8 protein-coding genes are annotated in these 9,933 nt (G+C 65.5%); 2 read left to right on the top strand and 6 right to left on the bottom strand.

Annotation, left to right across the window (positions count from 1 at the left end; genetic code table 11):
• Positions 1 to 114: 114 nt before the first annotated feature.
• From msrP to O1Q03_RS34110, 4 genes are all read right to left on the bottom strand, one after another.
• On the bottom strand, positions 115 to 1,110 hold the full coding sequence (gene msrP, locus O1Q03_RS34125; RefSeq protein WP_269509244.1) for a protein-methionine-sulfoxide reductase catalytic subunit MsrP: 996 nt from the start codon (positions 1,108 to 1,110) through the stop codon (positions 115 to 117).
• A gap of 159 nt (positions 1,111 to 1,269) precedes the next feature.
• Positions 1,270 to 2,460, bottom strand: coding sequence for a c-type cytochrome biogenesis protein CcsB (gene ccsB, locus O1Q03_RS34120; protein WP_269509242.1), 1,191 nt, complete (start codon positions 2,458 to 2,460; stop codon positions 1,270 to 1,272).
• Positions 2,461 to 2,464: 4 nt separating this feature from the next.
• Positions 2,465 to 4,681 carry a cytochrome c biogenesis protein ResB gene (locus O1Q03_RS34115; RefSeq protein ID WP_269509240.1) on the bottom strand — a complete coding sequence of 739 codons (2,217 nt, stop codon included), beginning with the start codon at positions 4,679 to 4,681 and terminating at the stop codon, positions 2,465 to 2,467.
• Between the two features lie 122 nt (positions 4,682 to 4,803).
• Positions 4,804 to 5,457, bottom strand: a complete 654-nt coding sequence (locus tag O1Q03_RS34110; protein WP_269509246.1) for a c-type cytochrome — start codon at positions 5,455 to 5,457, stop codon at positions 4,804 to 4,806.
• A gap of 217 nt (positions 5,458 to 5,674) precedes the next feature.
• On the opposite strand from O1Q03_RS34110, the gene yihA reads away from it, so the two are divergent.
• Together yihA and hemB are read left to right on the top strand one after the other, a co-directional pair.
• Positions 5,675 to 6,334, top strand: a complete 660-nt coding sequence (yihA, locus tag O1Q03_RS34105) for a ribosome biogenesis GTP-binding protein YihA/YsxC (RefSeq protein ID WP_269509238.1) — start codon at positions 5,675 to 5,677, stop codon at positions 6,332 to 6,334.
• 253 nt (positions 6,335 to 6,587) lie between these two features.
• A complete protein-coding gene (gene hemB, locus O1Q03_RS34100) occupies positions 6,588 to 7,586 on the top strand; it encodes a porphobilinogen synthase (protein ID WP_269509237.1) in 999 nt (332 codons plus the stop codon).
• A 118-nt stretch (positions 7,587 to 7,704) separates the two neighbouring features.
• Here the strand turns inward: hemB and dsbD are convergent, their stop codons facing one another.
• Complete coding sequence (dsbD, locus tag O1Q03_RS34095) at positions 7,705 to 9,558, bottom strand: protein-disulfide reductase DsbD (RefSeq protein ID WP_269509235.1); 1,854 nt, start codon at positions 9,556 to 9,558, stop codon at positions 7,705 to 7,707.
• The gene (gene cutA / locus O1Q03_RS34090) at positions 9,551 to 9,877 is read right to left on the bottom strand and encodes a divalent-cation tolerance protein CutA (RefSeq protein ID WP_269509233.1); all 327 of its coding nucleotides are present in this window, start codon (positions 9,875 to 9,877) and stop codon (positions 9,551 to 9,553) included. Before cutA ends, dsbD begins: the two co-directional genes overlap by 8 nt.
• Positions 9,878 to 9,933: the final 56 nt, after the last annotated feature.

Genomic DNA, 9,933 nt, shown 5'->3' with positions numbered 1-9,933 from the left:
TGCGCGCCGGGCCCGCTGCGCCCGCCCGCGGCGTGCCGGCGGCGGCCGCGCTCGTCCCGGTTGCGCGCGCCGGCGTCAGCGTCGAAGGAGGCATGTCGTTTCTCGCCATCGCGCTCAGAAGTTCTTCTTCAGGTCCATGCCCTGATACATCGACGCGACGAGCTCGCCGTAGCCATTGAACATCAGCGTCTTGCGCTTCGGCGTGAAGAAGCCGTCGTCGCCGATCCGCCGCTCGGTCGCCTGGCTCCAGCGCGGATGATCGACGTTCGGATTCACGTTCGAATAAAAGCCGTATTCGTTCGGTGCATACGTGTTCCAGCTCGTCTTCGGCTGCTTGTCGACGAAGCGGATCTTCACGAGCGACTTCGCGCTCTTGAAGCCGTACTTCCACGGCACGACGATCCGCACCGGCGCGCCGTTCTGGTTCGGCAACACCTGGCCATAGACACCCATCGTCAGCAGCGTCAGCGGATGCATCGCCTCGTCCATCCGCAGCCCTTCGGCGTACGGCCAGTCGAGCACGGGCGTCGACAGGCCCGGCATCTGTGACGGGTCGGCCAGCGTGACGAACTGCACGTATTTCGCGTTGCCGGTCGGCTGCACGCGCTTGATCAGCTCGGACAGCGGCACGCCGATCCACGGGATCACCATCGACCAGCCCTCGACGCAGCGCAGCCGGTATACGCGCTCTTCGAGCGGCGCGAGCTTCAGCAACTCGTCGAGATCGAATACCTTCGGGTGCAGCACCTCGCCTTCGACGCTCACGCGCCACGGACGCGGCCTGAGCATGCCCGCATTCTGCGCCGGGTCGCCCTTGTCGGTGCCGAATTCGTAGAAGTTGTTGTAGGACGTGATGTCCTTGAACGGCGTCACCTTGTCGGCCGCGACGAACTTCGCGTTGGTTTTCGCCGCGAGCTTCGCCGCGCGGGCGTCGGGAGAAGCATAGGCGGCGAACGCCGCACCGCTCGTGCCGAGCAATCCGCCCACGGCCGCCATACCGGCAGCCTGCAGCACGCGCCGCCGGTTCTCGAACATCGCGCGCGGCGTAATGTCGCTTTGCGCGATGTCGCTGCCGGTCAGCAGCGTGCGCAAAGGGTGTTTGATCCACATCGTGCGGCTCCTCGTGCGTGCGCGGCGCGCATGCTTCATGAGCGTTCGACCCGGCCCGTCATGCGCCGTTCGACGCGTGGGCCGCCCGCTCGTTACCAAAGAAAAACCGCCGGGCACGCAGTGCGCCGGCGGTCGTTTGTCGGACCAGCATCGGAAATCTTACAGCTTGCCGTAGCTGTGCAGCCCGGACAGGAACATGTTGACGCCGAGGAACGCGAACGTCGTCACGAGCAGGCCCGTGAGCGCCCACCATGCGGCGACCGTGCCACGCAGGCCCTTCATCAGGCGCATGTGCAGCCATGCCGCATAGTTGAGCCACACGATCAGCGCCCAGGTTTCCTTCGGGTCCCAGCTCCAGTAGCCGCCCCATGCTTCGGCGGCCCACAGCGCGCCGAGGATCGTCGCGATCGTGAAGAACGCGAAACCGACCGCGATCGACTTGTACATCACGTCGTCGAGCACCTCGAGCGTCGGCAGACGATCGGCGAGCACGCCACGCTCCTTCATCAGGTACGCGACCGACACCATCGCCGACAGCGCGAAGCTGCCGTAGCCGATGAAGTTCGCCGGCACGTGGATCTTCATCCACCAGCTCTGCAGCGCCGGCACGAGCGGCTGGATCTGCTGCGCATCGCGCGCAACCGAGTACCACATCAGGAAGCCGACGGCGGCGCTGATCACCAGCAGCACGAACGCGCCGAGCGCACGCGTGCCGTAGTGGCCTTCGTAGTACAGATACAGCAGCGCGGTGATCAGGCTGAACAGTACGAACACTTCATACAGATTCGACACCGGGATGTGTCCGACGTCGGCGCCGATCAGGTAGGACTCGTACCAGCGCACCATCAGCCCGGTGAAGCCCATCAGCACCGCGACCCACGTGAGCTTCTGGCCGATCGCCGAGCCCGACGGCGAGCGTGCGAGCAGGCCGATCCAGTAGAAGATCGTCGCGAGCACGAACAGCGCGCTCATCCACAGGATCGCGGACTGGCTCGACAGGAAGTACTTCAGGAAGAACGCCGCATCGGCGCGCGCGAGATCGCCCTGATAGATCTGGATCGACAGCAGCGACAGCACGGCGATCGACGCCATCAGCAGCCGCGCGGGCTTCCAGCGCCAGCCGAGCACGACGAGCGCCGGCACGGTGCCGATCATCACCGCCTTGTCGTAGTAATTCATGTGCTCGTTGTAGTGCACGAACGCATAGCCCGCGCCTACCACGAGTGCCAGGGCGAACAGCCAGTCGAGCAGCGACAGGCGGGCGAGGAACGGACGGTCGTCGAACAACGGCGCCGAAATCGGAGCCTGGCCAGGCCCCGAACGGGAAGAGGAAACTTGAGTGAGATCCATGATGTTACCGGGTGGAATTCTCGGAATCAGAACCGTCGCCGGCGGGCGGACGGGCAGTCGCGGTCGCGCCGGCGGGCGCGGCATCGCGGGGTGCGGCGCGCAAGGCGGCGCCGGCCGCGTCGCGCGTCTGCACGAATTCTTTCTCGAAATCGAAGGTCTTGCGGGCTGTGGACATCGCCATCACCACATCGACGCCGGAGCCTGCATCCTTGAGCCAGAACCAGAGGCGCCGCTCGCGCACGTAGAACATCGAGAAGATGCCGGCGACCAACAGGAGGCTGCCAAGATACACCAGATTCTTGCCCGGTGCGCGCGTCAACTGAAATACCGAAGCTTGCACCTGCTTGAATGAGTCAAGCTGCAAATAGACCGGCGATCCATACAAAAAGCTGTCCGATAGTGCATTGATCGCGTTCTGCACGAAGCGCACCGTGTCGCTGCCCTGCTGCGCGGGCGGCTCGCCGGCACGCTCGCGCGCGATCTGCCAGACCTCCCACATCGAGCCCTCGAGCATGCGCAGCAAAAGGCTTGCCGCCTTTTCCTGCTCGCCCTTCGGCACCGAACGGTCGATGAACGTGGCGACCGCCTGGAAGCCGCCGATCGGCTGGCCGTCGGCGCCGCGGCCGACGCTGTCGTCGCTTGCCGCAAACAGGGTCAGGACTTTCGATGCGCTGTCCTGCAGGCGCGTACGCAGCGATGCGTCGGTGCCCGGCAGCGAACGCTGCGCGAAGCGCGCGGCGGCTTCGGCGCGCACGGCCGGATCCTCGAGCGCGGCGCGCAGGCGCATCCATTCGCCGATCGAATCCTCGCTGTCGGCCGGAATGCGCATGTAGCGGAACGGATCGTTCGGGCTCGCGCGCACACCGGCGAGGAACACGCGCGCGCCGCCCATGTCGACGGGCAGCATGTAGTTGTTGAACTCGCGCGCCTGGCCGTCCTTGCCGCGAATCTTGTACTGCACCGACGGCCCGATGTTGTGGAGCTGCATCGGCTTCGACGTCTTCGCGCCCGAGCCGAGCCGGTCGTCGAACACTTCCTTCAGCGTCTCCGTCTTCGCGACGCCGCGCACGTCCGGCTTGCCGCTCGCGTCGGCCATGTTCTCGACGTTGATCGCGCGGAAGTCGGCGAACTCGATGGTGTCGCCGTCGCTGCCCGGCATCTGCAGCGGGGCCGAACTGCCGATCGTGCCCTTCACCGCGAACGTCTTCGCGTTGTCGCCCGTCATCGGGTAGGCCGTCATCTGCATCTGCGAGCCGCCGTCCTGGAAGCTCGACTGGTAGATCGACACGCCCTTGTACGTGAACGGCTTGTTGACCTCGACGCGCGCCGGGATCTTCTGGCCCGTCTCGCGATCGATCACGACGATGTCGCTCGCGAAGAGCTTCGGCATCCCGGTCGTGTAGTAGTCGACGATGAACTTGTTGAGCTGGATCGAGAACGGCAGGTCCTGGATCAGCGAGCCGCTCGGCTGATTCAGGATCGCGGTCGACACGAACTGCCCTTCCGGCACCCATGCGTAGCCGCGGAACGTCGGGTTCGACGTGGACAGACGGTGGTCGGCCGAGATATCGCTGATCGTCGCGCTGGTGTTGACGGGGCTCTTGCCGAACATCCACATCTGGAATTTGATCGGCAGGTTGCTGTCGAGCAGGCCGCCGATACAGATCACGATGATGGCAAGGTGGGCGGAGATGTAGCCCCACTTCGTCAGCGCGCCGCGCTTCGCGGAGATCAGCGTCGCGCCGTCGGTTTCGCGCACGACGTGCTTGTAGCCGGCCTTGGTGACGAACGCGGCGAGCGTGGCGGCCACGGTCGCACGCGTGCCGGACGCCGTGTATTCGGCCTTGTGATGGAACGCGCGCAGGCTGCCTTCACGGACCTTGTCCTTCCAGCTCTTCGCATCGGCGAGCATCTTCGGCGCGTTGCGGATCACGCACAGCGAGATCGACGCGACGAGGAAGATCAGGATCAGCATGAACCACCACGCGCTGTACACGTTGTACAGGCCCAGCGCGCGGAAGATGTCCGCCCAGAACGGCCCGAACTGGTTCACGTAGTTCGGATACGGATCGTCCTGGGTCAGGACCGTGCCGATGATGCTGGCGATCGACAACACCACCAGCAGCGCAATCGCGAAGCGCATCGAGCTCACCAGCTCGACCGCGCGTTTGGACGCACTCTGACCAGACTTCGACTGCAACCCCGACGTGGTAACGCTCATTCAAACTCCGACTGACAACAAAAAAGGGCAAGGCGGCCGCAAGCACGCGGCGCCCCACCCTTTTCTTGTTCTGACTCCGGCCGCCCTGCGGGCGCCCGGTCACTGCATCCGCGACGGACCGTTCAATGCAGGCCGGCGATGTAATCGGCGACGGCCTTGATCTCGGTGTCCGACAGACGCGACGCGATCTGATGCATCGCGTCGTTGTTGTTGCGCGCACCGACACCCTGCTGGAACGCGGTCAACTGGGTAACGGTGTAATCCGCCCATTGCCCCGACAGGCGCGGGTACTGGACCGGCATCCCCTGGCCCGTCGGCCCGTGGCAGCTCGCGCACGCGGGCACGCCCTTTTCCGCGATGCCGCCGCGGTAAATCTTCTGGCCGATCGGCACGGTCGCCGCATCGCGTGCCGCACCGACCTTCATCGTCTGCGACCCGTAATACGCGGCAACGCTACGCATGTCGGCCGCGCTCAACGCGCTCGCGAACCCGACCATCACCGCGTTGGTCCGCGCCGGCCCCTTCGCGCCCGGCTGGGTCTTGAAGTCGTTCAGCTGCTTGACCAGATATTCGGGATGCTGGCCGGCGAGTTTCGGGAAACTGCCCGACGCGCTGTTGCCGTCGGCGCCGTGACACGACGCGCAAACCTGCCCGGCAATCGCCTTGCCGCGGTCCAGATCCGGCTTTGCCGCATCCGCCGCTTTTGCCTCCGCCACGAAACCTACGAACCCTGCTGCAACCTGAAGCACCATCAGAGACTTGCACAGTCGATTCATTCGCACACCCTGTTTCGTCTTGTGGGAATTAGAGGTTCTGCAAAAAACGACGTCGACCAGTCTACCGCAGAAGCTACATAAAAGCGCGAGGCAGGCGCCTGCAGCCCTGCGGCAAAACCGGCGTATTGTACAATATCGCGCTGAAAGCTCCCGCGCCTATCGGGGCTACCCCGCCTCCACCAAGCGGCTCGCGCCGCCCGTCCCACCGGTTCCCCCCATGGCCTTTTTGCTCCATCAAGCCCGCTTCTACACGACCGTCAACCATCTGCGCGACCTGCCGCCGACGGTGCAACCGGAAATCGCATTCGCCGGCCGCTCGAATGCCGGCAAATCGACGGCGATCAACGTGCTGTGCAACCAGAAGCGGCTCGCCTTCGCGTCGAAGACGCCCGGCCGCACGCAGCACATCAACTACTTCTCCGTCGGCCCGGCCGCCGAGCCCGTCGCGAACCTGGTCGACCTGCCCGGCTACGGCTACGCGGAAGTGCCGGGGGCCGCGAAGGCCCACTGGGAAATGCTGCTGTCGTCGTATCTGGCGACCCGTTCGCAACTCTGCGGCCTGATCCTGATGATGGATTCGCGTCGCCCGCTGACCGATCTCGATCGCCGGATGATCGAGTGGTTCACGCCGACCGGCAAGCCGATCCATACGCTGCTGACGAAGTGCGACAAATTGACGCGGCAAGAAAGCATCAACGCGCTGCGAACCACGCAAAAGGGGCTCGACGCGTATCGCGACCAGGGCGTGCAGGGCAAGCTGACCGTCCAGCTGTTCTCGGCGATGAAGCGCGTCGGGCTCGACGAGGCGCACGAACTGATCGAAAGCTGGGTGCGGCCGTCCGTCGCCGACGAAAAAAGCGAGCCTGTAGCACAATGACCGGACAGCGCGCGGCCGGGTGTGGCCGTGCGCGCCTGACGGTGCCTGCGAATTCGGCCGGCTCATAAAAAAACCCGCCGTTGAACGGCGGGTCAAACAGCCTAATCGAAAAACGACAGGCACCCGCTCAGGGAGGAGAAGCGGGGAGCAGCGCGCGACGCGTGCCGCTCGATCGCTATCATATACCAACGGTCTCGAAAATGACCTAAGGGTTCCGTAAGGTTCTTCTTGCCCTGATTTCTGCCAAATCGCCATGAGCTTCCATCCGCTTCACCGTCCGCGCCGGATGCGCCGCGACGACTTCTCCCGGCGCCTGATGCGCGAAAACCGCCTGACCACTGATGACCTGATCTACCCGGTGTTCGTCGTCGAAGGCACCAACGAACGGCAGCCCGTGCCGTCGATGCCCGGCGTCGAGCGCGTGTCGGTCGATCTGCTGATGCACGTCGCCGAGCAGTGCGTCGAGCTCGGTGTGCCCGTGCTGTCGCTGTTCCCGGCCATCGAGCCGTCGCTGAAGACGCCTGACGGCCGCGAGGCAGCCAATCCGGAAGGCCTGATCCCGCGCGCCGTGCGCGAGCTGAAAAAGCGCTTCCCCGAGCTCGGCGTGCTGACCGACGTCGCGCTCGACCCGTACACGAGCCACGGCCAGGACGGCGTGCTCGACGAAAACGGCTACGTGATCAACGACGAGACCATCGAAATCCTGGTCGATCAGGCGTGTGCGCAGGCCGAGGCCGGCGTCGACATCGTCGCGCCGTCGGACATGATGGACGGCCGGATCGGCGCGGTGCGCGAAATGCTGGAAAGCGACGGCCATATCCATACGCGGATCATGGCCTACTCGGCCAAGTTCGCGTCGGCATTCTACGGTCCGTTCCGCGACGCGGTCGGCTCGGCGTCCAATCTGGGCAAGGGCAACAAGATGACCTACCAGATGGATCCGGCGAACAGCGACGAAGCGCTGCGCGAGGTGCGCCTCGACATCGACGAAGGCGCCGACATGGTGATGGTCAAGCCCGGCATGCCGTATCTCGACATCGTGCGCCGCGTGAAGGACGAGTTCCGCTTCCCGACCTACGTGTACCAGGTGAGCGGCGAATACGCGATGCTGAAGGCCGCCGCGATGAACGGCTGGCTCGACCACGACAAGGTCGTGCTCGAATCGCTGCTCGCGTTCAAGCGCGCGGGCGCCGATGGCGTGCTCACGTACTTCGCGCTCGACGCCGCGCGCCTGCTGAAAGCGCAGCGCTAAGCCGGGCGCGTTGCCCGCACAATAAAAAACGGCGGAACACTTCGGTGTTCCGCCGTTTTTTATTCGTGTCGATCAGCCGAACTGGCGGAGGCCGCCGGTACATGCCGTGGAATGCGCGTCACACCGTCGGCACTGCCGCCCGATCGAGGCTGCGCAGGAATGTCTCGGCAGCCTGATAGCCGACCACGCGACCGATTTCGTTGCCGCTGCGATCGAAGAAGATGATCCCCGGCGGCCCGAACAGGTTGAAGCGCTTGAGCAGCGCCTGGTCGTCCGGATTGTTCGCCGTGACGTCGGCGCGCACCAGGTGCAGCTGTCCGAGCCGCGCCTGCACGCGGGCGTCCGTGAACGTCAGATGCTCCATCTCCTTGCAGCTCACGCACCAGTCGGCATAGAAATCGAGCATCACCGGCCGGTCCGACGTCTTCAGCAGCGCGTTGAGCTCCGCGCTGGAGCGCACCGATGCGAATGCCGGGCCGCCGGCCTGAGCGGAGGCCGCACCGGCGGCCGCCGACGCGTCGCCCGATGCGACGGTGCGCGACGCGAGCACGGCCAGCGGCTTCACGGGATCGTTCGACCCGGCAGCGAGACCGACGAGCAGCGTCGCGGCCCAGATCGCGAGTGCCGCGCCGAGCCCGCGGGCGAGGCGGCGCCAGATCGAGGCCACGCCCAGATTCGGCGTGAACAGGCCCAGCGCCGCGGCAGCGACAAGCAGCCACAATGCCGACAGCACCATCTTCAGGCCGCCGGCCAGCACGGGCCACACGATCCACAACGCGGCCGCAAGCAGGACGATGCCGAAGAACACCTTCACACCGTCCATCCATGCGCCGGCGCGCGGCAGCACCGTGCCGGCGCCGATGCCGACGATGAGCAGCGGCACGCCGAGGCCCAGCCCCATCGCAAACAGCGCGGCGCCGCCGAGCAGTGCGTTGCCGGTATGGGCGATGAACGCGAGCACCGCAAACAACGGTGCCGTCATGCAGGCGCCGACGACCAGCGCCGACAACGCGCCCATCGCGGCGACCGCCGCGAAATGGCCGCCGCGGCGCGCGCTCGATGCCTCTGCCGCGCCATTCTGCCAACGCGCAGGCATCGCGATGTCCTTGCCCGAAATCAGCGACACCGCAAACGCGGTGAGCAAGACGCCGAACGCGCCGAGCACCCACGGGTTCTGCAACCATGCGCCCAGGCTCTGGCCGACCAGTGCCGCTGCAATGCCGAGAACGGTATAGACGAGCGCCATGCCGACCACGTAGGTCAGCGACAGCGCAAAGCCGCGTGCGTGCGTCGCGCGCGTGCCCTGACCGATGATGATTGCGGACACGATCGGAATCATCGGGTACGAACACGGCAGCAGGCTCAGCACGACGCCTGCGACGAAATACAGCGCGACGATCGTGAAGAAGCCGTGCCCTTCGAGCAGCGACTGCGCGAAATCGGCGCTCGTCACCTTGTCGAACCAGCTGCCCGAAGCCGCGGCACCATTGGCCGACGCGGCCGTGCCCAGCGCGGCCCCGTCGACTTTCACGACGTGCTCGGCAGGCGGATAGCAGATGCCCTCGTCGGCGCAGCCCTGCGACGTCACCGCGAGCTCGAACGGCCCTGTCGCCTGCTTGACGGGCACGCGAATCACGACCTCGTCGCGATAGGTCTCGACTTCCTTCTGGAAGGTCTGATCGAACTTCACGTGACCGGCCGGGAATTGCGGCTCGCCGAGCGTCGCCTGGCCGCCCTTCACCGCGAACGCGAACCGCTCGCGGTACAGGTAATAGCCTTTGGCGACCTTGAAGCGGACGTCCACCTGCCCCGGCGCTTCGCTCGCACTGAACTTGAACGCGACCGACGGATCGAGGAAATCGTCGGCCGCGCGCGCGACCGAAAGGCCGCCCAGCACGAACACGAGCGACAACAGGACTGCAAGGAACCGCAGCGCGCGCACGCGCACGGAAAGCGCCATACCGTTAAACATGAAATAGACGTTGAGTTTCGCTGGTCACCCACTGGCCGTACCCGGCCGAAGCCGTGGCCTGCCACGAGACGATTTCGGGCGTCTCGTATGGATGATGCGCGAGAATAAACCGCTCCAGTTCGAGCGAGCGCATCGGGCTCGTCTTGAACAGCAACTGGATCTCGTCGGCCGTTTCGACCTTGCCCTGCCAGTGATAGCGCGACTTGATCGCGCCGAGCTCGGACACGCACGCGGCCAGCCGTGCGCCCAGTGCGCCATCGGCAAGCGCTGCGGCCGTCGCCGCGTCGGGCACCGTCGTCAGCATCAACACCACCACCATACGCGCCCTCCTGGCTGGTTGACCGGCCTCCGGCCCCCTGATCTTCCTTCCGGGGC

Source organism: Burkholderia sp. IMCC1007, assembly GCF_027257875.1.
GTDB lineage: Bacteria > Pseudomonadota > Gammaproteobacteria > Burkholderiales > Burkholderiaceae > Burkholderia.
Note: the sequence above shows the minus strand (reverse complement) of the source record. Positions and strands in the feature narration are given on the sequence as shown.

Excerpts from the sequence above, each read along its gene's own strand:
- msrP (WP_269509244.1), bottom strand. The coding sequence starts at position 1,110 with ATGTGGATCAAACACCCTTTGCGCACGCTGCTGACCGGCAGCGACATC.
- ccsB (WP_269509242.1), bottom strand. The coding sequence starts at position 2,460 with ATGGATCTCACTCAAGTTTCCTCTTCCCGTTCGGGGCCTGGCCAGGCT.
- O1Q03_RS34115 (WP_269509240.1), bottom strand. The coding sequence starts at position 4,681 with ATGAGCGTTACCACGTCGGGGTTGCAGTCGAAGTCTGGTCAGAGTGCG.
- O1Q03_RS34110 (WP_269509246.1), bottom strand. The coding sequence starts at position 5,457 with ATGAATCGACTGTGCAAGTCTCTGATGGTGCTTCAGGTTGCAGCAGGG.
- yihA (WP_269509238.1), top strand. The coding sequence starts at position 5,675 with ATGGCCTTTTTGCTCCATCAAGCCCGCTTCTACACGACCGTCAACCAT.
- hemB (WP_269509237.1), top strand. The coding sequence starts at position 6,588 with ATGAGCTTCCATCCGCTTCACCGTCCGCGCCGGATGCGCCGCGACGAC.
- dsbD (WP_269509235.1), bottom strand. The coding sequence starts at position 9,558 with ATGTTTAACGGTATGGCGCTTTCCGTGCGCGTGCGCGCGCTGCGGTTC.
- cutA (WP_269509233.1), bottom strand. The coding sequence starts at position 9,877 with ATGGTGGTGGTGTTGATGCTGACGACGGTGCCCGACGCGGCGACGGCC.